Below are 26,995 nucleotides of genomic sequence, written 5' to 3'. Positions count from 1 at the left end.
GCATCCCTGTTGATGGGACGTTCAGCGCTCGATATGTGGCAGCGCGGGGAAGCACTGCATCGTGCCTCAGTTTCCCATCGCCTCCTTCGCACTGACCCAGCCCTGCACGGCGCCGGCTTGCGGATTGCGATACCGCACCTTCAACCACCGGAAATCGTCGCTCGCATCGATCACCTCCACCGTGTCGCCCGCGACGACGTAGCGGCGCGTGGGTGCGTCGCTCATCGCGACGTGCAGCGGCAGGCGCGCCGGCCGCACCTTGAACGTGACCGTGCCGCCGTCTTGACCCTGCGGGCGGCGCGACACGCGCCTGCCGTGCTCGTCGTAGGTGAGCAGCATCGACGACGGGCCCGAGTCGCCGTCGAGCAGATCGCGCAGGTCGTCGGGGATCGCTTCGCTGGTTTGATACAGATACATCTTGCCGTTGCCGTCGAAGCGGTACGCATCGGTGTACCAGATCGGGCCGCCGCGGCACGAGCTGTACAGCGTGCGCGTTTTCGGCTTCGCTTCGACGTTGATCAGGTCGTCGCAATTGCCGTGCGGCCCGTTGCCCGCCGGCATCTTCAGCGGTTCGAACCGCTGGCGCGCGGGGTCGTACAGGTAGATGCCGTAGCTCTCGTTGACCATGCCGAGCAGCGCGCGCATCGCGAGATCGCGATGGCCGTCGAAGTTGTAGTCGTCGGTCGCGAGGTGGTAGCGGCCTTCCTCGTCGGCGGCGGCGACGTCCAGCGTCTGGGTCGTTCCGCTCGGCAGGAAGCGGACCGTGACGTGCGCGCCGTCGGTGCGCTCGACGCGTGCCGTGACGGCATCGTCGATCTTGAACTCGAGCAGCGGTCGGGCGGCGTGCGCGGCGGGTGCGATCGACGCACACGTGGCGAACAGCAGCGCGGCGACACGGGCAAGCGGGTGGAATCGCGGAAATCGTGTCATGGGCGGTTGTCGTGGCGAGGAAGAGCGTGCAGGCGACCGATCAACCGCGCGTGCTGTCGTCGCGATAGCCGTCCTTGCCGGCGAAGATTTCCTTCAACGCGGCGCGCAGCGTGACCGGATCGTACTGACCCGGCGCGAGATGGATCACGTAGCGCGTGTGGCCGTCGAGACGCGCGGCGACGCCCGGTTCGATCTCGACGTCGATCGTGTCGTCGGTCAGCCGCACCGACAGATCCTTGACGCGCAGGTTGAGCTGGTCGCGCACCATCACTTCGATCAGCGTGTCGTCCGGAAAGCGCGACAGCGCGAAGCAATAGTCCTGCTCCGCGTCGTGACAGTAGATGTTGGCGAAGCTTTCGTCGTCGTCGAGGTCGGACGTGGCCGCGCCGACGGTAGCGTGAAGTTCCATGAGCGTGGTTCCTGCGTGGGGTTAGCGGGGGGCATGCGCCGTCGGCTCGATTGCGGCCGGGGCGTCGGGCGTCGCATCGGCGTGCGCGTCGCGCGCCTTCAGCCACAGCCCGAATTCGCGCATCACGTCGACCACCGGCCTCAGCCGGTCGCCGTCCGCGGTGAGATCGTACTCGACGCGCACCGGCACTTCCGGATAGACGGTGCGCCGCACGAGACCCGCGTCTTCCAGCGCGCGCAGGTCGAGCGTCAGCATGCGCTGCGAGATGCCCGGCATGTCGCGCCGCAGGTCGCTGAAGCGGCGCGGCCCGTCGAGCAGATACGACACCAGCAGCAGCCGCCAGCGGCCGCCGAGCAGGCGCATCGCTTCTTCAACGGAACATCCTGTCGCACTCGTTTTCATCGTGCTCGATCCTGGTCGGTAAATTTTTTGTGACTACGGCACAAACGACTGCCGTCTTCCCGGCGCCGTGCCGATGCGAGATATTAGCGCCCGCGTCGCGGCGAATCGATACATGGACAACCCACGAAAGAAACGCATGAAGCTCTATCACGCTCCCGGCAGCTGTTCGCAGGCGATTTGCATTGTGCTGCGCGAAGGCGGATTCGACGCCGAGATCGTCAAGGTCGACGCGCGCAAGCATGTCGTCGAGGACGGCCGCGATTACTACGACGTGACCGAACTCGGCTACGTACCGCTGCTCGAACTCGACGACGGCACGATGCTGCGCGAAGGGCCGGTGATCGCGCAGTATCTCGCGGACCAGCGCCCGGAAGCCGCGCTCGCGCCCGCTTACGGCACGCTCGCGCGCTACCGGCTGATGGAATGGCTGAACTTTCTCGGCACCGAGATCCACAAGGGCTTCATCCCGCTGCTGTATGCGGTGCAGGCGGGGAAGTACGTCGAGCCCGTGCGGCAGAAGCTCGACGGTCGCTTCGCGTGGATCGACCGCCAGCTCGACGGCAGGACGTTCGTCACCGGCGACACGTTCACGGTCGCGGATGCGTACCTGTTCGCGCTGACGGGCTGGGGCAAGGCCGGCTGGATGCGTTCGGTGTACAACGCGGATATCGACCTGAGCCGGCATGCGCATCTGCGGGCGTGGTACGAGCGGGTGCGCGAGCGGCCGGCCGTGCAGGCCGTGCTGGCGGCGGACGACCTGCCGCGATGACGCGCGGCGCCCACCGCGGGGAATGCGCATCATTTCGTCGTAGTGACGCCGCGCCATGCCGCAATGGGCCGCGCTATAATCGCCGCCATGAAACTGTTTCGGACTTTCATCCTGCTGCTGCTGTGCGCGGTGCTGCCCATCACTGGGCTGGCAGCCAGCGGCCTGACCGGTGAATGTCCGATGCAGCACACGATGTCGATGGACGCGGATACGGGCATGAACATGGCCATGTCCGCCGACATGAGCAACTGCGATTCGATGCAGCCGCCCTCCGCCGATCACGCGAAGGCCAAAGCCAAGGGCATGGCCTGCAAGGTGACGGCCCAATGCCAGTTCGGCAGTCTCTATCATCCGGCCGCCCGCGTCGACGTCAGCCGTCCCGCTGCCTTCGCCAGCACGATCGTCTTCCACTACACGCAGTCCGTCCCGGCTCGCGACCCGAACGGGTTGTGGCGCCCGCCACGCATCAGCTGATCCCGATTTGACCGGTTCACCGCGCACGCGGTGAGGTTTCGTCCTGTGCGCAGGACGTGGAATCCCTTTGGGTTCCGATTTGGGGTTACACCATGTCATTCGCTTTCCGCACGCCGCGCATGCCGCGTGCATGCCGGCGCGCGCCCGTATCGTGGGCCGCGCTGCTGATGGCGGGCGCGGTTCACGCGCAGCAGTCGCCGCTCACGCTGGACGCCGCGCTGCAGTCCGCCACCGATCGTTCCGCGTCGATGCAGGCCGCGCAGGCTGCCGTGCTCGCGCGTGCCGAAGCGGCCGTCAGGGCCGGCCAGTTGCCGGACCCGATGCTCAAGGCCGGCATCGACAACCTGCCGATCAACGGCGGGCAGCGCTTCACCGTCGGCCAGGACTTCATGACGATGCGCCGCATCGGCATCGAGCAGGAATGGGTGTCCGGCGACAAGCGGCGCCTGCGTACCGCGCTGGCCGACCAACAGGTCGGCCGCGAGCGCGCGGGCTATCTCGTGGAGCTGGCGGCCGTGCGCCGGCAGACCGCGGCCGCGTGGCTCGATGCCGTCTACGCGAAGCAGGCGCTCGCGCTTCAGCAGGCGCTGCTCGGTCACATGAACCATGAACTCGACGCGACGCAAGCGTCGTATCGCGGCGCGAAGGCGAGCGCGGGCGATGTCGTGCAGGCCCGTGCGATGCTCGCGCAGACGCAGGACCAGGTGCTCAAGGCGCAGCAGGCGTATCGCACCGCGCTCGTCGCGCTGGCCCGCTGGACGGCGGCGCCCGTGACGGACGTGACGGGTACGCCGCCCGCGCCCGAATCCGTCGTATCGGCATTGCCGCCGGACGAGCTGCGCGTGTCGCAGCCGGCGCTCGTCGCCGCCGCGGACGATATCGCGGTGGCCGAAGCCGACGCCGCGGTCGCGAACAGCGAGCGCAGCCCCAACTGGACGTGGGAAATCGCGTACCAGCAGCGCGGCGGCGCGTATTCGAACATGGTGTCGGTGGGCGTCTCGATCCCGCTGCCGCTCAATCGCAAGAATCGCCAGAACCGCGACGTGGCCGAAAAGGCGGCGCTCGCGACGAAGGCGCGCCTGATGTACGAGGACACGCTGCGTCAGGTACAGGCCGACATCCGTACGCAATCCGACACGCTGGCGAGCGGCCGCGAACGTATCGCGAACCTGAGCGCCGCGCTGTTGCCCGCTGCCGATCAGCGCGTGCAGCTCGCGACGGCCGCGTACCGGGCCGGCACGGGGTCGCTCGCCGACACGTTCGCCGCGCGGCGGGCGCAGCTCGAAGCGCAGTTGCAGGTGCTCGACCTCAGGCGCGACGTGTCGCAGACCTGGGCGCGGCTCGAATATCAGGTCGTGCCGTCGGCGATGGCCGCCGCGCAGTGAAGGAGACGCTCATGACAAGGCAATCACTGACGCGTGCGGCGCTGATCGCATCCGCCGGCGCGATACTCGTCGGCGCCGGCTATGTCGCCGGCGTCCGCCATGCGATGAACGGCGCGCCGGCGCCCGCCGTGCCCGCTGCGGCGCCGCCGGGCGCGCCGGCGCCGCAGGCCGCGCGCAAGGTCCTGTACTGGCACGACCCGATGGTGCCGAACCAGCACTTCGACAAACCGGGCAAATCGCCGTTCATGGACATGCAGTTGCAGCCCGTCTATGCGGACGAAGGCGGCGACGCACCGGGCGTCCGGATCGATCCGGGCCTGCAGCAGAACCTGGGCATTCGCTATGCGACCGTGCGCCGGCAGCAGACGGCGGCCGGCTTCGACGCGGTGGGCGCCACGCAGTTCGACGAAGCGCGCGCGGCGGTCGTGCAGTCGCGCGTGACCGGCTACATCGACCATCTGTATGCACGCGCGCCGATGCAGCGCATCGCGAAGGGCGCGCCGGTCGCATCGCTGTTCGTGCCCGACTGGCTCGCGCCGCAGGAGGAATATCTCGCGCTGAAGCGCGGCGGGATGGACGGCGGCCTGCTCGACGCGGCGCGCGCGCGGATGCGGGCGCTGTCGATTCCGGACGGCATGATCGCGGCCCTCGACCGCACCGGCCGCGCGCAGACGCACGTCGTGCTGAGTGCGCCGGAGGCCGGCGTCGTCAGCGAGCTGAACGTGCGCGACGGCGCGATGGTCGCGCCCGGCCAGACGCTTGCGAAGATCGCCGGCTTGTCGACGCTGTGGCTGATCGTCGAGGTGCCGGAAGCGCTGGCCCTGAACGTGCGCCCGGGCATGTCGGTCGATGCGACGTTCGCCGGCGATCCGGCGCGGCATGTCGGCGGACGCATCCGCGAAGTGCTGCCCGGCATCAGCACGGGCAGCCGCACGCTGCAGGCGCGCGTGGAGATCGACAACGCATCGCTGAAGCTCACGCCCGGCATGCTGATGCGCGTGCGGGTCGCGGAGAAGGAGACGGTGTCGCGCCTGCTCGTGCCGTCCGAGGCCGTGATCGCGACCGGCCGGCGCACGATCGTCATCGCGAAGCTCGGCGACGGCCGGCTTCAACCTGTGTCGGTGACGGTCGGCAGCGACGTCGGCGGCGACACGGAAGTGCTCGCCGGGCTGAACGAAGGCGACACGGTCGTCGCGTCGGGGCAATTCCTGATCGATTCGGAAGCCAGCCTGAAAAGCGTGTTGCCGCGGCTGGAGCGGGCGGCCGGGGCAAGCGCGGCGGCATCGTCCGCGCCGGCAGCCGCGCCGGTCTACGAAACCACCGGCAAGGTGGAGAAAGTCACGGCCGACGACATCACGTTCTCGCATCAGCCGGTGCCGGCGCTCGGCTGGGGCGCGATGACGATGGCGTTCGGCAAGCCGTCGGCGCACGCGTTTTCCGACGTGAAGCCGGGCCAGACCGTGCGTTTCGCGTTCACGCAGACCGACGACGGCTACCGGCTGACGAAGGTCGAGCCGCAGCGAGGTGAGCGATGATCGCGCGCATCATTCACTGGTCCGTCCACCACCGGTTTCTGGTGCTGCTGGCCACCGTGCTGCTCGCGGCATGGGGCGTGCATTCGCTGCGACAGACGCCGCTCGACGCGTTGCCCGACCTGTCGGACACGCAGGTGATCGTGAAGGCGTCGTATCCGGGCAAGGCGCCGCAGGTCGTCGAGGACCAGGTGACCTATCCGCTGACGACGACGCTGCTCGGCGTGCCGGGCGCGAAAACCGTGCGTGCGTACTCGTCGTTCGGCGACGCGTTCGTCTACGTGCTGTTCGACGACCGCACCGATCCGTACTGGGCGCGCTCGCGCGTGCTCGAATACCTGAGCCAGGTGCAGAGCCGCCTGCCGGCCGGCGCGACCGTGTCGCTCGGCCCGGACGCGACCGGCGTCGGCTGGGTCTACGAGTACGCGCTCGTCGATCGCACCGGCCGTCACGATCCCGGCCAGCTGCGCGCGCTCAACGACTGGTTCCTGAAGTTCGAGCTGAAGGCCGTGCCGGACGTATCGGAAGTCGCGAGCATCGGCGGCATGGTGCGCCAGTACCAGGTCGTGCTCGATCCCGACCGGCTGCGCGCGTACGGCATCACGCAGGCGGCGGTCGCGGAGGCGCTCGGCAAGGCCAACCAGGCATCCGGCGGCTCGGTCGTCGAGCTGGCCGAGTCGGAGTACATGGTGCGGTCGTCCGGCTACCTGCGCACGCTCGACGATTTCCGTCGCGTCGTGCTGCGCACCGACGACGCCGGCACGCCGGTCCTGCTCGGCGACGTCGCGCGCATCCAGGTCGGCCCGGCGATGCGGCGCGGCATCGCGGAGCTGAACGGGCAGGGCGAGGTGACGGGCGGCGTCGTCGTGATGCGCTCGGGCAAGAACGCGCTGACGACGATCGACGCGGTGAAGGCGAAGCTCGCCGATCTCAAGCGTTCGCTCCCGGCCGGCGTCGAGATCGTCACGACCTACGATCGGTCGCAACTGATCGCGCGCGCGGTCGACAACCTGACGGACAAGCTGGTCGAGGAATTCGTCATCGTCGGCGTCGTCTGCGCGGTGTTCCTGTTCCATCTGCGCAGCGCGCTGGTCGCGATCCTGTCGCTGCCGCTCGGCGTATTGGCCGCGTTCATCGTGATGCGCTATCAGGGCGTGAACGCGAACCTGATGTCGCTCGGCGGGATCGCGATCGCGATCGGCGCGATGATCGACGCGGCGATCGTGATGATCGAGAACGCGCACAAGCATCTGGAAGCGTACGACCGCGCGCATCCCGGCGAGCCGATCACGGCCGCGCGCCGCTGGGAACTCGTCGCGGCCTCGGCCGCGGAGGTGGGGCCCGCGCTGTTCTTCTCGCTGCTGATCATCACGCTGTCGTTCGTTCCGGTGTTTTCGCTGGAAGGGCAGGAGGGCAAGCTGTTCGCGCCGCTGGCGTTCACGAAGACCTATACGATCGCGGCCGCCGCCGGGCTGTCGGTGACGCTGGTGCCGGTGCTGATGGGCTATCTGGTGCGCGGCCGCATTCCGCCCGAGCACGCGAACCCGATCAACCGCGCGCTGATCCGCCTGTACCGGCCGCTGCTCGACGCGACGCTGCGGCGCCCGTGGGCCGCGATCGGCGTCGCGGTCGTCGCGCTCGTGCTGACGGCCGTGCCGTTGTCGCGCCTCGGCGGCGAATTCATGCCGCCGCTCGACGAAGGCGATCTGCTGTACATGCCGACCGCGCTGCCGGGCATCTCGGCGGACAAGGCGAGCGAGCTGCTGCAGCAGACCGACCGGCTGATCAAGACCGTGCCGGAGGTCGACACGGTGTTCGGCAAGTCGGGCCGCGCCGATACGGCGACCGACCCGGCACCGCTCGAGATGTTCGAGACGACGATCCGCTTCAAGCCGCGCAGCGCGTGGCGGCTGGGCATGACGCCGGAGAAGCTGATCGACGAACTCGACCGTACGGTGAAGGTGCCGGGCCTGTCGAACGTGTGGGTGCCGCCGATCCGCAACCGGCTCGACATGCTGTCCACCGGGATCAAGACGCCGGTCGGCGTGAAGATTTCCGGGCCGGACCTCGCGGGGATCGACGCGATCGCGACGCAGGTCGAGGCCGCCGTGAAGCGCGTGCCGGGCGTGACGTCCGCGCTCGCCGAGCGGCTGAACGGCGGCCGCTACATCGACGTCGACATCGACCGGCTCGCCGCCGCGCGTTACGGGCTGTCGGTGGCCGATATCCAGTCGGTCGTGTCGTCGGCGATCGGCGGCGAGGACGTCGGCGAAGTGATCGCGGGGCGCGAGCGCTTCCCGATCAACATCCGCTATCCGCGCGAGATTCGCGATTCGCTCGAGAACCTGCGGCAACTGCCGATCGTCACCGCGCGCGGCGCGCAGATCCGCCTCGGCGACGTCGCGCGTATCGCGATCGCCGAAGGGCCGCCGATGATCCGCAGCGAGAACGCGCGGCTGTCCGGCTACGTGTACGTCGATCTCCGCGGTACCGACCTCAGCACGGCCGTGCGCGCGATGCAGCAGACCGTCGCGCGGCAGGTTGCGTTGCCGCCCGGCTATTCGATCGCGTGGTCGGGGCAGTTCGAGTATCTCGAACGCGCGGCGGCGACGCTGCGCACCGTCGTGCCCGTCACGCTCGTCGTGATCTTCGTGCTGCTGTTCGTCACGTTCGAGTCGGCGGCCGACGCGCTGCTGCTGATGTCGACGGTGCCGTTCGCGCTGGTCGGCGGGTTCTGGCTCGTGTGGGCGCTCGGTCACGCGGTGTCCGTCGCGACGTCGGTGGGTTTCATCGCGCTGGCGGGCGTGGCCGCCGAATTCGGCGTCGTGATGCTGCTGTACCTGAAGGGTGCGCTGCAGCGCCGGCTCGATGCCGGCGAACCGCCGACCGATGCGTTGCTGCTCGATGCGATTCGCGAAGGCGCGGTGCTGCGCGTGCGGCCGAAGGCGATGACGGTCGCCGTCGTGCTCGCCGGGCTCGTGCCGATCATGATCGGCCACGGCGCCGGTTCCGAAGTCATGCAGCGGATCGCCGCGCCGATGGTCGGCGGCATGGTCACGGCGCCGCTGCTGTCGATGTTCGTCATTCCCGCCGCGTGGCTTCTGCTTCAGCGCCGTCGTGCGCGAAGCGCGGGCCGCGCGCGGCATTCCGATGCAGTTCCTTCCGGCACGAACGTGCCATCCCTTCCCACCGGAGAATCACGATGAAGATGAATCAACTGATCGCAACTGCAACCGCTGTCGTCGCGCTGAGCGCTTTCGCGGTACCGGCGATTGCCGCCGGCGACATGTCGGGCATGGACATGTCCGGCATGAAGATGTCGTCGGGCGGCGCGGCGAATTCGAACGCCGCGCTGACCGATGCCGAAGTGAAGAAGGTCGATGCCGCGAGCGGCAAGATCACGCTGAAGCACGGCGCGCTGGAGAATGTCGGGATGCCGCCGATGACGATGGCGTTCAAGGCGAAGGATGCGGCGATGCTCGCGCACGCGCGTGCGGGCGACAAGGTCAAGGTGCGGATCGAGAAGGTCGACGGCACGTTGACGATCGTCAAGCTCGTCAAGGCTTCCTGAGCGTCCGGATGCGGGTGGCGCCGCCGCCCGCGACCGGCGCCATGAAACGCGCCGCGCCGACGTGTCCGTCGGCCGGCGCGCCCGCCCGGCACATTCAGCGCGTGAGCGTCAGCATCAGATATCCCGCATAACCCGCGCCGTTCGCGAGCAGCGCCCAGATCGCAAGCCCGCGCGTGCGCGCATTGATGCGCAGCCACGCGGCCGCGGCGAGCGTGATGATCACGCCGGTCAGCACTTCGGGGCGCGGCTCCCACGGCGTCAGCATGATGCCGATCGCGGGCAGCAGCGTGCCCTGGAACACCATCGCGCCGGTGATGTTGCCGAACGCGAGCGTGTCCTTCCCGCGGCGGATCCACAGCACGCTGTTGACCTTCTCCGGCAGTTCCGTCGCGATCGGCACGATGATCAGCGACAGCAGCAGCGCCGAGATGCCGAGCGCATGCGACACGCCTTCCACGCCGTGGATGAAGCCCTTCGCGCCGCCGACCAGCAGCGCGACGCCGATCAGCAGTTGCAGCACGATCGTCGCCAGGTTGGCCGGCAGCCCGACGCGCGACAGGAACATCGCGTGCGGCGCCTCGGTGCCGTGCCCGGCATCGACGAGCCCGGTCGACGCGCGCAACGTCAGCACGACGTACATCACGTAGAGGCCGACCAGCATCGCGGCGAGCAGCGCGCGCACGGCCCAGTTGTGATGCGGGACGAACATCGCGGCGGCTGCGAGCGAGAACGCGGCGAGGAAGGTGTTCATGTCGCGCGCGAAGCCCGTGCGTTCGGGCGCGAGCGTGCCGCGCAGCCCGCGCGAGCAGATCACGGCGAGCGTCATCAGGAACGTGGTGAGCGTCGCGAGCATCAGCGGCGCGCCCAGGATCGCGCCGACGCCGATCTCCTCGTTCACGGCCTGGTTCGACGTGCCGCCGGCCAGCGCGAGCAGCGGCACCATCGTTTCGGGCAGCGCGGTGCCGACGGCCGCGAACAGCGAACCGGTCACGCCTTCCGAAATCTTCAGGCGCTCGCCGAGATGTTCGAGGGCATTGGTGAAGACTTCGGCCGCGACGAGGATGACGATCAGCATGAACGCCAGTTCGACGAACATGAAGGTCATGCGGCACCTCCGCGGGCAGCGGTGGCGCGGGGGAGGTGAGCAGGGAGGGACATGGGGACTCCGTGGTCGGACGCTGACGAACCATGACACATCCGCCGCCGTCCGACCAGGAACGACGCGACGTGCCGATGGTCTCGCCAGGCCGATCAGGCTGAACGCGCCACGGCCGCAGGCCGAGTGTGTTGACGCGTTCGCTTTCCGGGGACGGAAAGCAGGCTACTCCCCAAAGACGGAAAACAGTCTAGCCGAGTGGTTTTCCTTCGACAAGCCTTCGTCTCGAAAAATATACCCCTCCACGCTATAGGGTCAGCCTTCGGGAGATATACTCCCCTACCCTATACCGGAGCCGCCGATGAGTCATACCGTTCGCGAAAAACAGAAGCTGCTGAACCGCGTGCGCCGTATCAAGGGGCAGGTCGAGGCGATCGAGCGGGCGCTGGAAGAAGAGCGCGGCTGCAACGACGTGCTGCAATTGATCACGAGTTGCCGCGGCGCGATGAACGGCTTGCTGGCCGTCGTGCTGGAAGACCACATCCGGTCGCATCTCGTCGATGCGGACACGGCCGACGCGCACGAGGGCAGCGCGACCGAGCAACTGATCGACGTCGTGCACAGCTATTTCAAGTAACCGGGCCGGAACATGAACGAATTCAATGGCTCGCCGGCCGGCGGTGCGCACAGCCACGCGTTTCTGGGCGCCGCCCACGCGCGCAACGAGCGGAAGACGTGGATGGTCATCGGCCTGTGCACGGCGATGATGATCGCCGAGATCGTCGGCGGCACGTTGTTCGGCTCGCTCGCGCTGGTCGCCGACGGGCTGCACATGTCGACGCACGCGGGCGCGATGCTGATCGCCGCGCTGGCCTACACCTATGCGCGCCGGCACGCCGACGATCCGCGCTTCGTGTTCGGCACCGGCAAGCTCGGCGACCTGGCCGGCTTCACGAGCGCGATCGTGCTAGCGATGATTGCGTTGCTGATCGGCTACGAGGCGATCGCGCGCCTGCTGGCGCCCGTGCCGATCCATTTCGACGAAGCGATTCCGATCGCCGTGCTGGGGCTCGCCGTGAACCTCGCCAGCGTGTGGCTGCTGAGCGGCGACCACCATCACGGGCATGGTCACGGCCATCACCACGCGCACGGGCACGACCACCACGATGACCATGACCACGACGACCACGCGCACCATGATCGCGGTTCGCACTCGACCGCGCATCGCGACCACAACATCCGGTCGGCCTACGTTCACGTGATCGCCGATGCGGCCGTGTCGGTGCTGGCGATCGTCGGCCTGCTGCTCGCGCGTGCGTTCGGATGGGTCTGGATGGACCCGCTCGCGGGCATCGTCGGCGCGCTGGTGATCGCCAACTGGTCGTACGGGCTGATGCGCGATACGGGCGGGATCCTGCTCGACGTCAACGTCGATCGCACGCTGACGGACAACGTGCGTCGCGCGATCGAGGCGCTCGGCGACACGGTCAACGATCTCCATGTGTGGCGCGTGGGCCCCGGGCACATGAGCGCGATCGTGTCGGTCGAATCGGGCGACGCCGCGCGCGATACGCGTTTCTACCATGCGCTGCTCGCGGGCTTCGACGGCATGTCGCACGTGACCGTCGAAGTGACGACACCTGCGAAGGCGGCCTGATCGTGGCCGTGAAATCGCCGTGCATCGACCTGTGCGCGTTCGACGGCCGCACGGGTTTGTGTGTCGGCTGCCTGCGCACGCGCGACGAGGCGCGCGACTGGAAGAAGCTGACCGATCATCGCCGGCATCAGATACTGAACGATCGTAAGCGCCGGCAGGCGAAGCTCCGGCGCGATACGGCGGAATAGCAAGGGCGCGCGTTCCCCGGCTCGGCGTCGCGGGCGTGCGGTAGCATCACGGGCATTCAGCCTCAGGATTCCTGAACCGGGAGCGACCCATGCAGACCGACGCATCGACCGGCATCCTTCGGCAGATTCCGCGCAGCGTGTGGGTGCTCGGCTGTGTCAGCCTGCTGATGGACGTGTCGTCCGAGATCATCCACAGCCTGTTGCCGATGTTCCTGATGGCGGGGCTCGGTGCGAGCGCGACGACGATCGGCCTGATCGAGGGGATCGCCGAGGCGACGTCGCCGGTCGTCAAGGTGTTCTCCGGCGCGCTGAGCGACTACCTGCGCAATCGCAAATGGCTCGCGGTGGCCGGCTACGCGCTCGGCGCGCTCAGCAAGCCGCTGTTCGCGATCGCGCCGACGATCGGCGTCGTGGTCGCGGCGCGGATCGTCGACCGCATCGGCAAGGGGATTCGCGGCGCGCCGCGCGATGCGCTCGTCGCCGACGTCACGCCCGTGCACCTGCGCGGCGCCGCGTACGGATTGCGCCAGGCGCTCGACACGGTGGGCGCATTCATCGGCCCGCTGCTGGCCGTCGTCATCATGCTGGCGTGGCGCGACGATTTCCGCTTCGCGTTCTGGCTCGCCGTGATCCCCGGCGTGCTGGCCGTGGCGCTGCTCGCGTTCGGCATCGACGAGCCGGCGCGCGCACCAGGCGAGAAGCGCGTGAACCCGATCCGCCGCGCGGTCGTCGCGCAACTCGGCGCCCGCTACTGGTGGGTCGTGGCCGTCGGCGGCGTGTTCGCGCTCGCGCGTTTCAGCGAGGCGTTCCTGGTGCTGCGCGCGATGGGCAGCGGCGTACCCGTCGCACTCGTGCCGCTCGTGATGGTCGCGATGAACGTCGTGTATGCGTTATCCGCTTACCCGTTCGGCAAGCTCGCCGATACGACGAGCCACACGAAACTGATGGTGATCGGGCTCGCGCTGCTGATCGCCGCCGATGTCGTGCTGGCGCACGGCGCGCACTGGCCGACCGTGCTCGTCGGCGTCGCGCTGTGGGGGCTTCATATGGGGATGACGCAAGGGTTGCTCGCGACGATGGTCGCGCAGGCCGCGCCGGCCGAACTGAGAGGGACCGCGTTCGGCGTGTTCAACCTGATCAGCGGGGGCGTGACGCTCGTATCGAGCGTCGTCGCGGGTGCGCTGTGGGACCGGGCGGGCGCTGCCGCCACGTTCTACGCGGGAGCCGTATTCAGCGCGGCGACCATCGTGCTGCTCGTGTGCGTTCGCACGTCGTTCGGCGTGGTGCAGGATCGCCAGCGCTGAACGCGGCGGCGCACGATCTAACCATCGGCGCCGTGCGGAAAGTACAGCGCGAACGTCGTGCGCCCGTCGCGGCTTGCAACCTCCACCTTGCCGCGGTGCAGTTCCATGATCGACTTCACGATCGCGAGCCCGAGCCCCGCGTTGCGCGCCGCGCCGTGCCGCGACGAATCGATCCGGTAGAAGCGCTCGAAGATCCGCTCGATCTGTTCGGGCGGGATCGCCGCGCCGCGATTCGTGACTTCGACGACCGCGTAATTGCCCTGGGTCGACACCGCCAGCTCGATCGTCGACGCGGCTTGCGCGTGTTCGAGCGCATTCGACGCGAGGTTGCTCACCGCGCGCCGGAACAGCGTCGCGTCCGCGACGACCGGCGCTTCGCCGCGCACGTCGATGCGCACGCCGGCTTCGTCGGCCAGCGCCTGGAAATACGACGCGAGCCGGCGCAATTCGCCACCCGCGTCGAGTTTGGCGGCCTTCAGATGCTGCGTCGCATTGTCGGTGCGCGCGAGAAACAGCATGTTCTCGATCATCCGCTGCAGCCGTTCGCATTCCTCGATGTTTGATTCGATCAGCGTCTCGTATTCGTCCGTCGAGCGGGCGCGCGACAGCGTGATCTGCGACGAGCTGATCACGTTCGCGAGCGGCGTGCGCATGTCGTGCGCGAGATCGGACGAGAACTGCGACAGCCGCACGAACGCGCGTTCGAGCCGATCGAGCATCCGGTTCACCGACGTGGCGAGCTCGCGCAATTCGACCGGGCCGCCGCGCGCGTCGAGGCGCGCGTTCAGGTTGTGCGCCTCGATGCGCGACGTCTGCCGGCCGAGGCTTTCGACCGGGCGCAGGCCGCGCGACGCGACCGCGTAGCCGAGCGCGCCGACGAGCAGCGCGCCGACGGCCGCCGCGAGCCAGATATCGACCCGATAGCTTTCGAGCAGCGACTGCCGATCGGCCGCGGTGCGCGCGAGCGCGACGTGGATCGTTTCGCCGGATGGCAGCGTTTCGCGTGCAACCACGCAGCGCGACGTGCCGATGCCGGGCGGCGCGCATGTGAACGGGCCGTCGGCGCCGCCAGCCGGATGCGGCGCGGCGATCACCGACGCGAGCGTATTGCCGCCTGCGTCGGAATGCTCGACGAGCGGGCGGTTCCCTGCGTCGTAGATGCCGAGATAGACGCCCGGATGCGACAGCAGCACGTCATGGAACACGGCCGGATCGGCGCGCAGCGCGGCCGTCGATCCGCTGGCGCGCGCGAGTTGCAGGAACTGGTTGAGCTTGCCGGAGATCTCGATGTCGTCGCGCCGCGTCAGCTCCGCGGACAGCGAGCGGTACAGATACGCGCCGGTCAGCGCGAACACGAGCGCCGCGACCGCGGCGAACGCGAGCGTGAGGCGCCGCAGCAGCGAATACGAAGCGGAGCGCGCGGTCACGAACGATCCTCGAGCACGTAGCCCATGCCGCGAATCGTGTGGATCAGCTTGTTCTCGTACGCGTTGTCGATCTTCGCACGCAAGCGCTTGATCGCCGCATCGACGACGTTCGTGTCGCTGTCGAAATTCATGTCCCAGATCTGCGACGTGATGAAGGTGCGCGTCAGCACCTCTCCCTCTCGTTCGGCGAGCAGTTGCAGCAGCGCGAATTCCTGCGCGGTCAGGTCGATGCGGGCATCGGCGCGCCGCACGCGGCGCTTGAGCAGGTCGATTTCGAGATCGGCGACGTGCAGGACGTCGCGCACGTTGCGCGGCGCGCGCCGCAGCAGCGAGCGGATGCGCGCCAGGAACTCGGCATACGCGAACGGCTTGAGCAGGTAATCGTCGGCGCCGAGCTCGAGCCCGGCGACCTTGTCCTCGATCGCGTCGCGCGCCGTGAGCAGCAGCACGGGCGTCTGCTTTTGTGCGCGCAGCCGCTTGAGCACCTCGAAGCCGTCCAGCTCCGGCAGCATCACGTCGAGCACGACCAGGTCGAAATCCTCGTGCAGCGCGAGGAACAGCCCGTCCTGGCCGTTTTCCGCGACGTCGACCGTATAGCTCGCCTCCATCAACCCCTTCCGGAGGTAGGACGCCATCTTCGGTTCGTCTTCGACTATCAGTATCCGCATGGTCAGGCAGGCTGTCCGTGATTCCAGCCGGTCAGTGTAACGCCAGAGCGTACGGCGTCGCGCGTGCGCGAAGGATGACCGGCGGATGACGGAATTGTCATGAAAAACCGGTCATGGTTCGGCCATCTCGTCGTCACCGCGGCGGCGCTAAGCTGCGGCCGTCTTGTCCCCGGAGCGCGCCGTCGTGCGCCGCACCGGCCCAACGGTCGCTGTCCCGATTTCGCTTCCATGTCGTACTGGCGCACATTCGTTCTCGTCGTGTTGCTCGCGCTGAGCCTGCCGATCCAGTCGTTCGCGGCTGTGTCGATGCCATGCGCGGGCGCCGCCGTGTCGCATGGGGACAGCACGCCGCCCACGTTACCGGCCGCGCAGGACGGGCATCACGATCACGGCGACCACGCGCGGCATGCGACGTCGTGCGCCGCGTGCGTGTCCTGCTGCTTCGGCGCGGCCATGTCGGGCGCGCCCGCGGTGCCCGCCGCGGCGAGCGTCGGCGTCACGATCGTCGCGCCGCCGCGTTCGGCCGGGGACGTGTCGTTCCTGACCGGCGGCATCGACCGGCCGCCGCGCCGAATGCCCGTCTAGCTCCTGCCCGCGGCGGACCCGCCGCGATCCCGCTATTTGCTCCGGCCGACGCATCGCGCCGCGCCGGACGACTGACGACGAGACATGTTCATGCGATTGATCATTGCGGCGCTCTGGAGCGCGGCGGCCCTTGCGCCGTCGCTCGCGCCGGCGCAAACCCCGTTTCCCGATCCGGCCGACGCCGCCGCGTCGGTGCCGGACGTCACCGTGACGTCCGCGTTCGACGGCTACCGGCCGTATCGGGACGACGCAGGCCCGGGCTGGCAGCAACTGAACCGGGACGTGACGGAACGGCCCGCGAAAGGGCGCACGAGCGGCGCCGCGGCCGGCAACGGCGCGGCCCATTCGACACACGGCGGGGCCGCGCGATGACGACGCTCGCGATATCGCCGAGGATCGGCGCGGCCGCGGTCGTGCTGGCGATCCTCGCGGGCTGCACGACGTTTTCGAAGGACGGCGGCTTCGACGCCGTGTCGTCCGTCGCATCCGAGCGCATCGGCAAGGAGGCGGTGGCTGTGCGGACCGACGCCGACCGCGAAGCCGTTGACCGGCGGACGGCGGAATTGCTCGCGAAACCGCTGTCGATGGACGATGCGGTGCAAATCGCGCTGCTGAACAACCGCGGCCTGCAGGCGTCGTACGCGGAACTCGGGCTGTCGGAGGCCGACCTCGTGCAGGCCGGCCGGCTGCCGAACCCGCGCTTCGCATTCAGCCGCACGCGTGCCGGCGACGGCGAGCTGACGCTCGGCCGCACGTTCTCGGCGAACGTGTTCGCGCTGCTGACGATGCCGCTCGCGACGCATATCGAACGCCGCCGCTTCGAGCAGACCAAGCTCGAAACGGCCGACGCGATGCTGAAGGTCGCGGCCGACGCGCGCCGCGCGTATGTCGAGGCCGTCGCCGCCGAGCAGGCCGCGAACTATGCGCGGCAGGTGCGTGAGGCCGCCAGCGCGGCCGCCGAACTCGCGCTGCGCATGCGGCAGGCCGGCAACTTCAGCCGGCTCGACCATGCACGCGAACAGGCGTTTCACGCCGACGCGGTCGCGCAGCAGGCGAAGGCGCGCCAGCAGGCCGTCGCCGCACGCGAGAGGCTCACCCGCGCGATGGGGCTGTGGGGCGAACGCACGCGGTACACGCTGCCCGAACGCTTGCCGGATTTGCCGAAGGCGCGCCCGGACCTGCCCGATCTCGAACGCTTCGCGATGAGCAACCGCCTAGACATCCAGGCGGCGAAATTGCAGACGCAAGGCGTCGCGTCTTCGCTTGGCCTCAGCAAGGCCACGCGCTTCGTCAACGCGGTCGAGCTCGGCTACGTGAACGACTACGAAACCGGCAAGGGCCACGAGCACGGCTACGAGATCAGCGTCGAGATTCCGCTGTTCGACTGGGGCGGCGCGAAGGTCGCGCGCGCCGAGGCAATCTACATGCAGTCCGCGAACCGACTCGCGAAAACCGCCATCGATGCCCGCTCCGAAGTGCGCGAATCGTACGCGGCGTACGTGACGAGCTACGACGTCGCCACGCACTACCGCGATGAAGTCGTGCCGCTGCGCAAGACGATCTCCGACGAACTGCTGCTGCGCTACAACGGGATGCTCGCGAGCGTGTTCGAGCTGCTGACCGATGCGCGCGAACAGGTCGGCGCAGTCAACGGCTACATCGATGCGCTGAAGGACTACTGGCTCGCCGAAACCGATCTGCAGATGGCCGTCGGCGGCCGGTTGCCGTCGTCGGATGCCGTGCCGCGCGCGACGCATTCCGCCGCATCCGCATCCGCTGCAAAACCCGACGCCGCGCCGCAGCCGGCTTCCACTCCCGCGGCGCCGTCGGCGCCCGCCACGCAACCGCATCCGGAAGGTCATTGACATGGTGTCCCGTCGACAATTTCTCAGCGGCTCGGGCGCCGCGCTGCTCGGTGCGGCGATGGTCAGCCGGGCCGGCGCCGCGTCGCTGCCCGAAGCGCCCACGATGGCGAAAGCCGGCACGCAGCCGCCGCTCGTGCCGCCCAACGGCCGCCCGTACACGCCCGTCGCGACGCTGAACGGCTGGTCGCTGCCGTGGCGGATGAAGAACGGCTGGAAGGAGTTCCACCTGACGGCCGAGCCCGTCGTGCGCGAGATGGCGCCCGGCATGAACGCGAACCTGTGGGGCTACAACGGCCAGTCGCCGGGCCCGACGATCGAGGCCGTCGAAGGCGACAAGGTTCGCATCTTCGTGACCAACCGGCTGCCCGAGCACACGACGATCCACTGGCACGGGCTGCGGCTGCCGAATGGGATGGACGGCGTCGGCGGCCTCACGCAGCCGCATATCCCGCCGGGCAAGACGTTCGTCTACGAGTTCCGGCTCGAAGCGCACGGCACGTTCATGTATCACCCGCACGCCGACGAGATGGTGCAGATGGCGATGGGGATGATGGGCATGTTCATCGTGCATCCGAAGGATCGCGGCACGATGCCGGTCGACCGCGATTTCGTGTTCCTGCTCGCCGCGTACGACATCGACCCGGGCAGCTACACGCCGCGCGTGAACGAGATGACCGACTTCAACATGTGGACCTTCAACTCGCGCGTGTTCCCCGGCATCGATCCGTTGCCGGTGCGCGCGGGCGATCGCGTGCGGATTCGTTTCGGCAACCTGACGATGACGAATCACCCGATCCACCTGCACGGCTACAGCTTCGAAGTCGCGGGCACCGACGGCGGCTGGATTCCGCCGGCCGCACGCTGGCCCGAAGTGACGGCCGACGTCGCGGTGGGCCAGATGCGCGCGATCGAGTTCACCGCCGATCGTCCGGGCGACTGGGCGTTCCATTGCCACAAGTCGCACCACACGATGAATGCGATGGGCCACCAGGTGCCGAACCTGATCGGCGTGCCGCAGAAGGACCTCGCGAAGCGGATCGGCAAGCTCGTGCCCGACTACATGGCGATGGGCAGCACGGGCGGCGCGATGGGCGGCATGGAAATGCCGCTGCCCGACAACACGCTGCCGATGATGACCGGCACGGGCCCGTTCGGGCCGCTGGAGATGGGCGGCATGTTCACGGTGCTCAAGGTGCGGCAGGGGCTTGGGCGCAACGACTATCGCGATCCGGGCTGGTTCCGGCATCCGAAGGGCACCGTCGCGTACGAATACACCGGCGAATTGCCGGACGGATGAAGCAGCACGCGGCGGCCGCGCCGATGCGGCCGCCGGTTTCCATTCACTCACAAGGGAGTCGACATGATGAAGAAGGGACTGGTTTTGATGGCGACGGGTTGCGCGCTGGCGTTCCCGGCCGCGTCGTACGCGGCCGGCGACATGGCCGGCATGGACATGGGCGCGAGCGCGAAGCAGGGCGCCGCCGCGGCGGCGCGCATGTCGCACGGCGAGATCCGCAAGGTCGACACGGCGGCCGGCAAGCTGACGATCAAGCACGGCCCGCTGGAGAACCTCGGGATGGACGCGATGACGATGGTGTTCAAGGTGAAGGACCCGGCGATGCTGTCGCAGGTGAAGGCGGGCGATACGGTCGACTTCGTCGCCGAGGACGTGAACGGCGCGCTGACCGTCGTCGAACTGAAGAAGCCGTGATGCGGAGCGCGAACATGAAGATCTCGATGCTCAACCGGCTGGCCGGCTTCACCGCGGCCGCCGCCCTTTTCGCGGTCGCACCGGTCGCGGCGTCGGCGCACGGCAAGCTCGAAAGCGCCGTACCGGCGGCCGGCGGCACGGTCGACACCGCGCCCGACACGGTGCGGCTCACGTTCAACGAAGATCTCGAACCGGCATTCAGCTCGGTGAAGGTGTCCGACGCGAACGGCAACGCCGCCACGCAGGACAAGGCGAAGGTCGATGCGTCGAACCCGCGCGTGATGACCGTCGCGATACCGAAGCTCGCGGCGGGCGCGTATAGGGTGCAGTGGGCGGCGATGACGGCCGACGCGCATCGTACGAAGGGTAGCTACACATTCCGGGTGAAGGATTGACGTCCTCCTCTCCCTGAAGGGAGAAGATTCCCACACCTGGCGATGCACGTCCGCATCGAAGAATGTTCAACGCAGCGTTGGTATCTCGATCATGCTCGACACCACAGTCACTGCAGGCCCACTCTCTTATTCTCAGTCCCGCGATACCTTTCGGCCGCGTCGTGCTGCCGCGATAGCGCAGGTAGGGCCGACGGTGCTGGCTGCGCGACTTCGCATATTGCTCGCACGTCGCGTTGATCGTGCCGGAGTGGATGCCGAGCGTCTTGCTGCTGCCAGTGGTGAGCATGTTCAGGTCAAAGCCCGTCGGCCACTTCTTGCCCCACTTGAGCGCGTGCTTCTGCGTGTCGTTGCAGAAGTTCCAGACGTAGTTCACCGCGCCGCTCTGCTTGTTGAGCAGTCCGTTGAGCGACTTCACGCGGTAGCGGTAGACAAGGATCATGTCGGTGATCCTAACCCGTGGAAGAAGCTGTCCGTCAACGGCGATCCTTTCTTTCCCGTCCTGACGGACGGGGTTTCTCGGAGCAACTGATGAACGACGGTATCGTCGGCCTGCTGCGGCTCGTGGGGGTGGCGATCCAGAACGCCGGGTTCGCGGTCGTCGTCGGTGCGCTGCTGGCGCGCCACTGGCTCGCGCGCGGCGCGTCCGCGTGGCAGCACGGCGTCGGGCGGCGGCTCGTCGCGACGCTGCGCATCGCGTCCGTCGTATCGCTGCTCGCGAGCGTCACCGCGTTCTGGGCGCATTGCGCGCTGATGAGCGAGGTGTCGTTGCTCGAAGCGGGGCCGGCCGTCCGCGCGATGCTCGCGGGTACGGGGTTCGGTCATGCGTGGCTGGTCGGTGCGGTGTTCATGCTCGTCGTCGTGGTGCTGTCGTTTATCCGGCGCGCGAACGATACGCGCTTGCCGTTCGCGATGTGGGCCGCGCTCGCCTGCGTCGCGCTCACACGCAGCAACGGCGGACATCCGGTGGACGCAGGCCTGTTCAGCGTACCGGTGTGGATCGACTGGCTGCATCTGCTGGCGATCAGCGCGTGGGTCGGGCTCGTGCTCGTGACGGCATTCGGCGTGATGCCGAGGCTTGCCGCGATGCCCGCGAGCGAACGCACGACCGGCGCGTCGTTCGTGCAGTCGCTGTCCGATACGTCGACCTACACGTTGATCGTGCTGTTCGCGACCGGCGCGTACAACGGCTGGCGAGGCGTCGATACGCCCGCCAATCTGCTCGCGTCGACGTACGGGCAGATCCTGCTGATGAAGCTTGCGCTCGTGCTGATCGCGGCGGCGCTCGGCGGACATAACCGCTTCTTCGGGATGCCGAATCTGTTGGCCGCACTGAAGGATCCGGCAGCCCCGATGCCGGCCAGTTCGTTGAAACGGTTCGGCGCCGTGTTGCGGATCGAGGCGGTGGCGCTCGGCGGCGTGCTGATGGTTGCGGCCGTGCTCGTGTCGAGCGCGCTGCCGGGCACGGTGTAGTGCGACGGCGCGACGCTGCGCTGTCGTGGCAGCGAAGGCGGGCGGGGCAATCGTCATGGGCGCGGCGAATTTTCGTCAGACGCACCCCCGCTTTTTCCGGGGTAAACGCGCGGTCGGTGGCGATCTCAGCGCGATAGCGATAATTACATACGCCTGTCTCGCGATTACCAAAAACTGTCATTGAGCGCCGCTAAGCTTTCGCCACCCTCACAACCGGGATTCCCGCCATGCGCTCGACAATCCGCCTGTTTGCCCCGCTATTGCTGCTCCCGACGTTCGCCGCGCCGGTATTCGGCGCCACCGCCGCGCCCGTCAGCCCGAACTGCGGCGGCAGCACGACGCCGATCGCCGATATCCAGGGGCCGGGTGCGCCGTCGCCGCTCGCCGGTCAGAACGCGTCGATCGAGGCCGTCGTCACCGCCGATTTCGGCGGCACGGACGGCTTTGGCGGCTTCTTCGTCCAGCAGGCCGACGCGCAGCGCCGCAACCAGCCGGGCGTGTCCGAAGGCCTGTTCGTCTATGCGCCGAAGGTGCGTGCGAAGGCCGGCGATCTCGTGCACGTGACGGGCAAGGTCGAGGAGAAATACGGGCAGACGCAGCTCACGCTGTCGGGCGCGATCGCGGTGTGCGCGAACGGCCAGACTGTGACGCCCGCGACGCTCACGCTGCCGGTCGACGGCCCGAACGCGTTCGCCGCATACGAAGGGATGCGCGTGCGCCTGCCGCAGACGCTGAGCGTCACCGACAACTACGAGCTTGGGCGCTACGGCAGCGTGATGCTCAGCAACGGCCGCCTGCGTACGCCGACGAGCGTCGTGCCGCCCGCGCAGGCGCAGACGCAGATCGACGCGAATGCGCGCAACCGTCTGATCCTCGACGACGGCTCGAACAAGCAGAACCCCGCGACCGTGCCGTATCCGGCGCCGGGCCTGTCGGCCGCGAACACGCTGCGCGCGGGCTACACCGTGCGCGACGTCGAGGGCGTGCTCGAAGTGCGTTACGGCGCATGGCGCGTGCAGCCGCTGCCGGGCGCGGCCGTGCCGGCGTTCGACAAGCGCGAGAACCCGCGCACCAACGCACCCGCGCGCGACCCGAAATCGAACCTGCGCGTCGCGTCGTTCAACGTGCTCAACTACTTCAACGGCAACGGTCTCGGCGGAGGCTTCGACGATCCGGACAACCGCGGCGCGAAGACGTTCCAGGAATTCCAGCGCCAGGAAGCGAAGATCGTCAGCGCGCTGAAGGCCATCGACGCCGACGTGATCGGCCTGATGGAAATCCAGAACAACGGCTACGGCGAATTGAGCGCAGTGCGCCAGCTCGCGGCGAAGCTCGGCAATCAGTGGCGCGTGGTCGATCCGGGCACGTCGCGGCTCGGCGGCGATGCGATCGCGGTCGCGATGATCTACGACAGCCGCAAGGTCGAACCGGTCGGCCGCGCGGCGACGCTCGCGATCGACGACAAGAACCGCCAACCGCTCGCGCAGTCGTTCCGGCTGGTCGGCGGTAACAAGCAGGCGCTGACGGTGGCCGTGAACCACCTGAAGTCGAAGAACTGCCCGGACGCCGCGAACGACGATCTCGACCAGGGCGATGGCCAGGGCTGCTGGAACCCGACGCGCACGCGCGCGGCGGCGAAGGTGGCCGACTGGTTGGCCGGCAACCCGACGGGCGTCAAGAGTCAGGGCGTGCTGCTGATCGGCGACTTCAACAGCTACACGTACGAAGACCCGATCCGCACGCTCGAATCGCGCGGCTATCGCAACCTCGTCGCGCGCTGGATCGGCGCGAACGCGTACAGCTACGTGTACAACGGCGAAGCCGGCTATCTCGACCACGCGCTCGCGACGCTGCCGCTCGCGTCGCACGTGAAGGCCGTGCACGAATGGCACATCAACGCGGACGAGCCGCTCGCGCTGCAATACACGCTCGCGTACAAGTCGGCCGAGCAGCAGAAGACGTTCTACGCGGCCGATGCGTATCGTTCGTCGGATCACGATCCGGTGCTGATCGATATCGCGCTGCCGGGCGGCGGGAAGTAATCGTGGTTTGAGTCTTTGCGACGACGGGCGCGATGTGCGGCAATGCCGCGCGTCGCGCCCGTCCCGGAAAGCCGTTCGAATACCGGGTAAATAATGCCGTGAATAATTAGTCGAGCCGGTATTTTATGGATGACGCGGTGCACATCGGCACTTCGATTGAAACGCGATTGAAGTGGAAAGAATCATCGAATGGCGTGTGCATGATGCTGCATCGTCTTAATCGATTGGCGATAATAAAATTGAAAGAATGATCCTGTCGATATGAAGGCTTTCGATGCGTTGCGTCAATACGGGAAGCGGCTTCTGCGTCGTGCTGAAAAAGTAAAATAGTCGGCGCGACATAGCCGATAAAGCCCACCTTGCACGAATAATTCCGTTTTCTTTCAAATCCCAGACACTATCTGCCCTTCGCATCATCGCGGGATTTTTAATATCCGAATGATCTTTGACAACGCGGCGCAGCACCGCCTATTTTTGTCATGTCGTAAATTTCGGTAATACAAAAGTTGGCCAAACTGCAGGGGGCGCGTCCGGGCATCATTCTCGCCAGCAGTTTGCTGTGTCTGTATCAAGTTCAGTCTCTGAGAAGTCCCATTCCCAACCGCCGACTGCCGACCTTGCAACGCGAGTCGCGGGGTAGGCCTGCGCGTGTCGCGGGCGTTGGCGGCCTTTGTGATGCGGTATCCGAAGCCGAAGGAAAGAGATGAAACCAGACAAGAGCAATACCGGCAGCCGCCGTATCCGTCGCGGCCGGCTGGCCGGGCTAGGCGCATTGACCGCCATGACGCTGGCGCTCGCGGCATGCGGCGGCGACGATTCGTCGTCCGTCGGCGCGTCGAGCCTCGCGCAGGCCACCGCGAGCCAGCAGGCCAGCGCGCAGGCGGCCGGCACCCAGGCGGCGGCCAACCAGCCGTACGTCGACCCGGTCGCGTACTCGATGAACGCGACCGATGGCCTCGCGCCGTCGCAGGTGTCCGAGAAAGCGGCCGTCATGCATTACCAGTGGAAAGGCGGCGGCAAGACGATCGACTACACGACGACCACCGGCCACCTGACCGCGCAGGATGCGAACGGCAATCCGGAGGCGTCGATGTCGTATGTCGCGTACACGGCGCCCAGCACCAACGGCAAGCCGCGCCCGGTCACGTTCGTCTACAACGGCGGGCCCGGCTCGTCGTCGATCTGGCTGCGGCTCGGCTCGTTTGCGCCAACCCGCGTGGCCACGCCCGATCCGCTGTTCGGCACCAACTGGCCGAACTATCCGCTCGTCGACAATGCGGACAGCCTGATCGACACCACCGACCTCGTGTTCATCGACCCGCCCGGCACCGGGCTGTCCGAAGCCGTGTTGCCGAACACCAACCAGAAGTACTGGGGCTCCGACGTGGACGTGAACATCATGCGCGACTTCATCCAGCGCTACCTGAACGTCAACGGCCGCGGCACGTCGCCGATCTACCTGTACGGCGAATCGTACGGCACGCCGCGTACCGACATGCTCGCGCTCGCGCTCGAATCGGCCGGCGTGCACCTGACGGGCATCGTGCTGCAGTCGTCGATCCTCAACTACTTCGCGGACGCGGTGGAAGCGGTGGCGATCACGCAGTCGACCGAGGGGCTGCTGCTCGATACCGATACGGTGGCCGGCTACCTGCCCGGCTACGCGGCGGTCGCGGCGTACTTCAACCAGGTGTCGCCGGCGCCGGTGAACCAGGATCTGTACGCACTGCAGACGGAACTGTTCACGACGCTGATCTACAGCCAGTTGCAGAAGTATTCGCAGTCGTGGGTGTTGAGCCAGCTCGGCATTCCGGATGCGCTCGGCACGCCGGTGTTCCCGAGCGATGCGACGCTCAGGCTGTGGTCGATTCCGTCGAGCCTCACGCAGCGGGCGCTGCGCGACTACTTCAACGCGAATCCGTTCGGCACGAGCCTGATGCCCGGCGCGACGATCGGCCGGTACGACGGGCGCGTGTCGCTGCCGAATTCGGACCCGCGGCTGCAGACCGACGGCGATCCGTCCGACATCCTGATCTCGCAGCCGTTCACGAACGCGCTCGCGACGCAGATGCCGGACTATCTCGGCTATACGGCCCCGAACGCGACGTACCTGCCGCTGAACGACGACATCATCGGCGTCTGGGATTTCTCGCACGACGGCCAGCCGATGCCCGACACGATCCCCGATCTGCTCGGTGCGCTGCAGCTCAACCCGAAGCTGCGCGTGCTCGCGGAGAACGGCTACCACGATCTCGCGACGCCGTTCTTCAACACCGAGAAGCAACTCGCGCGGCTGCAGACGGTGAAGGGCCTGAATCCGAAGCTGCAGGTGAACTTCTTCCAGGGCGGCCACATGATCTATCTGGACGACGTTGCCCGTCCGCAGATGAAGCGGGACTTGCAGACGTTCTACAAGGGCGCGCGGATTCCGACGGCGCTGACGCTGCATACGCTGCCGCCGCCGTGGCCGGACGAAAACCCGCCGGGCGTACCGACCGGCAGCGCGCCGGGCGCGATAGCGGCGACGACGCTGGCCGCCGCCCCCTGAGCGACGGACTCCTTGTCAAAGGAACCCTCTATTCATCCATTGAATGCGAGCGATCATGTCCCTAATCCAATTGATGCGGCGTATGTCCCCGTTGATCGTGCTCGGTGCCGTGACGAGCAGTGCCTACGCGTTGCCGCCGCAGGCGGTGGCGCCGGTGAAGCTGCCGCACGGCGGGCGCGGCGTCGACGGCCCGTTCTTCCCCGCCACGCGGGCGGCGCCGGTGTTGCCGTCGACCGGCGCGGCCCTGCAGCAGCAGGCGCAGCAGCGCGTCGACGCGCGGCTCGGCGGCAATACCGTGCTGAGCAACGGCGCGGCCGTGACGAAGGCGCAGGCGCAGAGCAGCGGGCTCGGCTTCGTGTCGCAGCACTTCGACGAGATCGATGCGAAGCACACCGGCCGCGTGACGATGAGCGATGTACGGCAGTTCATCCGGCAGCGGCAGGTGCAGGCGCAGCAGGAGCAGCAGGACGAGTGACGTAGCAACGCAGGGCGGCGGCCGGCGCGGCTTTCCCTCGCGCGGGCCGCCGATCATCGCGCAGCTCGTCGCGCATTTTCGGCGGCGTGCCT

The 26,995-nt window shown here is 67.8% G+C and carries 26 protein-coding genes, 1 pseudogene and 1 riboswitch; of the genes and pseudogenes, 20 read left to right on the top strand and 7 right to left on the bottom strand.

Annotation, left to right across the window (positions count from 1 at the left end; translation table 11 throughout):
- Positions 1–66: 66 nt before the first annotated feature.
- Genes WS64_RS24780 through WS64_RS24770 form a run of 3 tightly spaced genes read right to left on the bottom strand, consistent with a single transcriptional unit; the run spans position 67 to position 1,741 of the window.
- A complete protein-coding gene (locus WS64_RS24780; RefSeq protein ID WP_060968006.1) occupies positions 67–930 on the bottom strand; it encodes an XAC2610-related protein in 864 nt (287 codons plus the stop codon).
- Between the two features lie 40 nt (positions 931–970).
- Positions 971–1,339: a hypothetical protein gene (locus WS64_RS24775; RefSeq protein ID WP_060968005.1), complete on the bottom strand. Its 369-nt coding sequence runs from the start codon at positions 1,337–1,339 to the stop codon at positions 971–973.
- Between the two features lie 21 nt (positions 1,340–1,360).
- Positions 1,361–1,741, bottom strand: a complete 381-nt coding sequence (locus WS64_RS24770; protein WP_060968004.1) for a winged helix-turn-helix transcriptional regulator — start codon at positions 1,739–1,741, stop codon at positions 1,361–1,363.
- Positions 1,742–1,877: 136 nt separating this feature from the next.
- Between WS64_RS24770 and gstA the strand changes: the two genes are divergently transcribed.
- From gstA to WS64_RS24740, 6 genes are all read left to right on the top strand, one after another.
- Complete coding sequence (gstA, locus tag WS64_RS24765; protein WP_060968003.1) at positions 1,878–2,510, top strand: glutathione transferase GstA; 633 nt, start codon at positions 1,878–1,880, stop codon at positions 2,508–2,510.
- Positions 2,511–2,597: 87 nt separating this feature from the next.
- On the top strand, positions 2,598–2,984 hold the full coding sequence (locus WS64_RS24760; protein WP_059579699.1) for a hypothetical protein: 387 nt from the start codon (positions 2,598–2,600) through the stop codon (positions 2,982–2,984).
- Between the two features lie 92 nt (positions 2,985–3,076).
- Positions 3,077–4,369 carry a TolC family protein gene (locus WS64_RS24755; protein ID WP_059640514.1) on the top strand — a complete coding sequence of 431 codons (1,293 nt, stop codon included), beginning with the start codon at positions 3,077–3,079 and terminating at the stop codon, positions 4,367–4,369.
- Between the two features lie 11 nt (positions 4,370–4,380).
- Positions 4,381–5,904: an efflux RND transporter periplasmic adaptor subunit gene (locus WS64_RS24750; RefSeq protein WP_060968581.1), complete on the top strand. Its 1,524-nt coding sequence runs from the start codon at positions 4,381–4,383 to the stop codon at positions 5,902–5,904.
- Positions 5,901–9,107, top strand: a complete 3,207-nt coding sequence (locus WS64_RS24745) for an efflux RND transporter permease subunit (RefSeq protein ID WP_060968002.1) — start codon at positions 5,901–5,903, stop codon at positions 9,105–9,107. Before WS64_RS24750 ends, WS64_RS24745 begins: the two co-directional genes overlap by 4 nt.
- A complete protein-coding gene (locus WS64_RS24740) occupies positions 9,104–9,472 on the top strand; it encodes a copper-binding protein (RefSeq protein WP_060968001.1) in 369 nt (122 codons plus the stop codon). Before WS64_RS24745 ends, WS64_RS24740 begins: the two co-directional genes overlap by 4 nt.
- 94 nt (positions 9,473–9,566) lie before the next feature.
- Here WS64_RS24740 and WS64_RS24735 read toward each other — a convergent pair whose 3' ends face one another.
- Complete coding sequence (locus WS64_RS24735; protein WP_060968000.1) at positions 9,567–10,577, bottom strand: sodium:calcium antiporter; 1,011 nt, start codon at positions 10,575–10,577, stop codon at positions 9,567–9,569.
- Positions 10,578–10,641: 64 nt separating this feature from the next.
- A riboswitch (yybP-ykoY riboswitch) is annotated at positions 10,642–10,814 on the bottom strand.
- Positions 10,815–10,929: 115 nt separating this feature from the next.
- On the opposite strand from WS64_RS24735, the gene WS64_RS24730 reads away from it, so the two are divergent.
- The 4 genes from WS64_RS24730 (at position 10,930) to WS64_RS24715 (ending at position 13,717) form a co-directional block, all read left to right on the top strand.
- On the top strand, positions 10,930–11,205 hold the full coding sequence (locus WS64_RS24730; protein ID WP_059579714.1) for a metal/formaldehyde-sensitive transcriptional repressor: 276 nt from the start codon (positions 10,930–10,932) through the stop codon (positions 11,203–11,205).
- A gap of 12 nt (positions 11,206–11,217) precedes the next feature.
- Positions 11,218–12,225: a CDF family Co(II)/Ni(II) efflux transporter DmeF gene (dmeF, locus tag WS64_RS24725; protein ID WP_060967999.1), complete on the top strand. Its 1,008-nt coding sequence runs from the start codon at positions 11,218–11,220 to the stop codon at positions 12,223–12,225.
- A gap of 2 nt (positions 12,226–12,227) precedes the next feature.
- On the top strand, positions 12,228–12,413 hold the full coding sequence (locus WS64_RS24720) for a DUF1289 domain-containing protein (RefSeq protein WP_060967998.1): 186 nt from the start codon (positions 12,228–12,230) through the stop codon (positions 12,411–12,413).
- 89 nt (positions 12,414–12,502) lie between these two features.
- Positions 12,503–13,717, top strand: coding sequence for an MFS transporter (locus tag WS64_RS24715; protein ID WP_060967997.1), 1,215 nt, complete (start codon positions 12,503–12,505; stop codon positions 13,715–13,717).
- Between the two features lie 17 nt (positions 13,718–13,734).
- Here the strand turns inward: WS64_RS24715 and WS64_RS24710 are convergent, their stop codons facing one another.
- Positions 13,735–15,144: a heavy metal sensor histidine kinase gene (locus WS64_RS24710; protein ID WP_060967996.1), complete on the bottom strand. Its 1,410-nt coding sequence runs from the start codon at positions 15,142–15,144 to the stop codon at positions 13,735–13,737.
- Complete coding sequence (locus WS64_RS24705; RefSeq protein WP_059579730.1) at positions 15,141–15,812, bottom strand: heavy metal response regulator transcription factor; 672 nt, start codon at positions 15,810–15,812, stop codon at positions 15,141–15,143. The genes WS64_RS24710 and WS64_RS24705 overlap by 4 nt, the downstream gene beginning before the upstream one ends.
- Positions 15,813–16,040: 228 nt before the next feature.
- Here WS64_RS24705 and WS64_RS24700 point away from each other — a divergent pair, with 228 nt between their 5' ends.
- The 6 genes from WS64_RS24700 to copC all read left to right on the top strand — a co-directional run bounded on the left by WS64_RS24700 (position 16,041) and on the right by copC (position 20,368).
- Entirely contained in the window at positions 16,041–16,397 is a 357-nt protein-coding gene (locus WS64_RS24700; RefSeq protein WP_060967995.1) for a hypothetical protein, read from the top strand.
- Positions 16,398–16,487: 90 nt separating this feature from the next.
- Positions 16,488–16,769, top strand: a complete 282-nt coding sequence (locus WS64_RS24695; RefSeq protein ID WP_059640584.1) for a hypothetical protein — start codon at positions 16,488–16,490, stop codon at positions 16,767–16,769.
- Positions 16,766–18,262: a TolC family protein gene (locus WS64_RS24690; RefSeq protein ID WP_060967994.1), complete on the top strand. Its 1,497-nt coding sequence runs from the start codon at positions 16,766–16,768 to the stop codon at positions 18,260–18,262. Before WS64_RS24695 ends, WS64_RS24690 begins: the two co-directional genes overlap by 4 nt.
- Before the next feature lies 1 nt (position 18,263).
- Positions 18,264–19,559, top strand: coding sequence for a multicopper oxidase family protein (locus WS64_RS24685; protein WP_060967993.1), 1,296 nt, complete (start codon positions 18,264–18,266; stop codon positions 19,557–19,559).
- A gap of 66 nt (positions 19,560–19,625) precedes the next feature.
- A complete protein-coding gene (locus WS64_RS24680) occupies positions 19,626–19,973 on the top strand; it encodes a copper-binding protein (RefSeq protein WP_059579844.1) in 348 nt (115 codons plus the stop codon).
- Positions 19,974–19,987: 14 nt separating this feature from the next.
- Entirely contained in the window at positions 19,988–20,368 is a 381-nt protein-coding gene (gene copC, locus WS64_RS24675; protein ID WP_060968580.1) for a copper homeostasis periplasmic binding protein CopC, read from the top strand.
- Positions 20,369–20,384: 16 nt separating this feature from the next.
- Here the strand turns inward: copC and WS64_RS33485 are convergent.
- Positions 20,385–20,807: pseudogene (locus tag WS64_RS33485) on the bottom strand (zinc ribbon domain-containing protein); the annotation flags it as partial.
- A gap of 89 nt (positions 20,808–20,896) precedes the next feature.
- Here WS64_RS33485 and WS64_RS24670 point away from each other — a divergent pair.
- From WS64_RS24670 to WS64_RS24655, 4 genes are all read left to right on the top strand, one after another.
- Positions 20,897–21,838, top strand: a complete 942-nt coding sequence (locus WS64_RS24670) for a copper resistance D family protein (protein ID WP_060967992.1) — start codon at positions 20,897–20,899, stop codon at positions 21,836–21,838.
- Positions 21,839–22,065: 227 nt separating this feature from the next.
- Positions 22,066–23,880: an ExeM/NucH family extracellular endonuclease gene (locus WS64_RS24665; protein WP_059640494.1), complete on the top strand. Its 1,815-nt coding sequence runs from the start codon at positions 22,066–22,068 to the stop codon at positions 23,878–23,880.
- A 703-nt stretch (positions 23,881–24,583) separates the two neighbouring features.
- Positions 24,584–26,428, top strand: a complete 1,845-nt coding sequence (locus WS64_RS24660; protein WP_060967991.1) for a S10 family serine carboxypeptidase-like protein — start codon at positions 24,584–24,586, stop codon at positions 26,426–26,428.
- A 43-nt stretch (positions 26,429–26,471) separates the two neighbouring features.
- Positions 26,472–26,903, top strand: coding sequence for a hypothetical protein (locus WS64_RS24655; RefSeq protein ID WP_059640490.1), 432 nt, complete (start codon positions 26,472–26,474; stop codon positions 26,901–26,903).
- The last annotated feature ends 92 nt before the right edge of the window (positions 26,904–26,995 follow it).

Source organism: Burkholderia anthina, assembly GCF_001547525.1.
Lineage (GTDB): Bacteria > Pseudomonadota > Gammaproteobacteria > Burkholderiales > Burkholderiaceae > Burkholderia > Burkholderia semiarida.
Note: the sequence above shows the minus strand (reverse complement) of the source record. Positions and strands in the feature narration are given on the sequence as shown.

Coding starts and splice junctions, on each gene's coding strand:
- WS64_RS24780 (WP_060968006.1), bottom strand. CDS start 930: ATGACACGATTTCCGCGATTCCACCCGCTTGCCCGTGTCGCCGCGCTG.
- WS64_RS24775 (WP_060968005.1), bottom strand. CDS start 1,339: ATGGAACTTCACGCTACCGTCGGCGCGGCCACGTCCGACCTCGACGAC.
- WS64_RS24770 (WP_060968004.1), bottom strand. CDS start 1,741: ATGAAAACGAGTGCGACAGGATGTTCCGTTGAAGAAGCGATGCGCCTG.
- gstA (WP_060968003.1), top strand. CDS start 1,878: ATGAAGCTCTATCACGCTCCCGGCAGCTGTTCGCAGGCGATTTGCATT.
- WS64_RS24760 (WP_059579699.1), top strand. CDS start 2,598: ATGAAACTGTTTCGGACTTTCATCCTGCTGCTGCTGTGCGCGGTGCTG.
- WS64_RS24755 (WP_059640514.1), top strand. CDS start 3,077: ATGTCATTCGCTTTCCGCACGCCGCGCATGCCGCGTGCATGCCGGCGC.
- WS64_RS24750 (WP_060968581.1), top strand. CDS start 4,381: ATGACAAGGCAATCACTGACGCGTGCGGCGCTGATCGCATCCGCCGGC.
- WS64_RS24745 (WP_060968002.1), top strand. CDS start 5,901: ATGATCGCGCGCATCATTCACTGGTCCGTCCACCACCGGTTTCTGGTG.
- WS64_RS24740 (WP_060968001.1), top strand. CDS start 9,104: ATGAAGATGAATCAACTGATCGCAACTGCAACCGCTGTCGTCGCGCTG.
- WS64_RS24735 (WP_060968000.1), bottom strand. CDS start 10,577: ATGACCTTCATGTTCGTCGAACTGGCGTTCATGCTGATCGTCATCCTC.
- WS64_RS24730 (WP_059579714.1), top strand. CDS start 10,930: ATGAGTCATACCGTTCGCGAAAAACAGAAGCTGCTGAACCGCGTGCGC.
- dmeF (WP_060967999.1), top strand. CDS start 11,218: ATGAACGAATTCAATGGCTCGCCGGCCGGCGGTGCGCACAGCCACGCG.
- WS64_RS24715 (WP_060967997.1), top strand. CDS start 12,503: ATGCAGACCGACGCATCGACCGGCATCCTTCGGCAGATTCCGCGCAGC.
- WS64_RS24705 (WP_059579730.1), bottom strand. CDS start 15,812: ATGCGGATACTGATAGTCGAAGACGAACCGAAGATGGCGTCCTACCTC.
- WS64_RS24700 (WP_060967995.1), top strand. CDS start 16,041: ATGTCGTACTGGCGCACATTCGTTCTCGTCGTGTTGCTCGCGCTGAGC.
- WS64_RS24695 (WP_059640584.1), top strand. CDS start 16,488: ATGCGATTGATCATTGCGGCGCTCTGGAGCGCGGCGGCCCTTGCGCCG.
- WS64_RS24690 (WP_060967994.1), top strand. CDS start 16,766: ATGACGACGCTCGCGATATCGCCGAGGATCGGCGCGGCCGCGGTCGTG.
- WS64_RS24685 (WP_060967993.1), top strand. CDS start 18,264: ATGGTGTCCCGTCGACAATTTCTCAGCGGCTCGGGCGCCGCGCTGCTC.
- WS64_RS24680 (WP_059579844.1), top strand. CDS start 19,626: ATGAAGAAGGGACTGGTTTTGATGGCGACGGGTTGCGCGCTGGCGTTC.
- copC (WP_060968580.1), top strand. CDS start 19,988: ATGAAGATCTCGATGCTCAACCGGCTGGCCGGCTTCACCGCGGCCGCC.
- WS64_RS24670 (WP_060967992.1), top strand. CDS start 20,897: ATGAACGACGGTATCGTCGGCCTGCTGCGGCTCGTGGGGGTGGCGATC.
- WS64_RS24665 (WP_059640494.1), top strand. CDS start 22,066: ATGCGCTCGACAATCCGCCTGTTTGCCCCGCTATTGCTGCTCCCGACG.
- WS64_RS24660 (WP_060967991.1), top strand. CDS start 24,584: ATGAAACCAGACAAGAGCAATACCGGCAGCCGCCGTATCCGTCGCGGC.
- WS64_RS24655 (WP_059640490.1), top strand. CDS start 26,472: ATGCGAGCGATCATGTCCCTAATCCAATTGATGCGGCGTATGTCCCCG.